Origin of the sequence: Cyclobacterium qasimii M12-11B (assembly GCF_000427295.1) — a bacterium.
Lineage (GTDB): Bacteria > Bacteroidota > Bacteroidia > Cytophagales > Cyclobacteriaceae > Cyclobacterium > Cyclobacterium qasimii.
Genome location: NZ_ATNM01000090.1, coordinates 1 through 501 on the forward strand (window position 1 = coordinate 1; position 501 = coordinate 501).

Consider the following 501-nt stretch of genomic DNA (forward strand, 5'->3'; position numbering starts at 1 on the left):
AATAAATACAACCCCTTTTCTACATTAATTTCGATATCTGGATCATTGATACCAACAGCTTTCTTAAGACTAGTTACAACAGCAAGTGTTACACTATCCTTTTTAGTTAACGCATCTTGTAATCTTGTAATTTTTAAATCACGTTCTTTTAAGCTCTCTAAAGACTTCTCAAGGTTTTCAGAACCTTTCTTAGTTAAGATAGTTAAATCACCTTTTGTATCAATTAAATCTTGATTTGACTTACGTAAATCAGCCAATTGATCTTTCATTGTTTCTACTCTCGCATTTGCAGCGGCAACATCAGAGAGACAACTGTTTAATTTAACGGTTGCAGTATTTAATAAGTCTTGGGTTTCTTGATATTTTTCTTGTAGCGCAACATGTTCTTTCTTAGACACACAAGATGCTAAAAAACAACATTGAACAAACACCTAATAACATTAATTTTTTCATAATTGAATTTTAGTTTAAATCGTTAATTTTAACATAGCAAAATTATGG

Annotated in this window: 1 pseudogene; it reads right to left on the bottom strand. The window is 30.1% G+C overall.

Features of this window, described 5'->3' with window-relative positions:
* A pseudogene (locus ADICYQ_RS08715) lies at positions 1-398 on the bottom strand (hypothetical protein); the annotation flags it as partial.
* Positions 399-501: the final 103 nt, after the last annotated feature.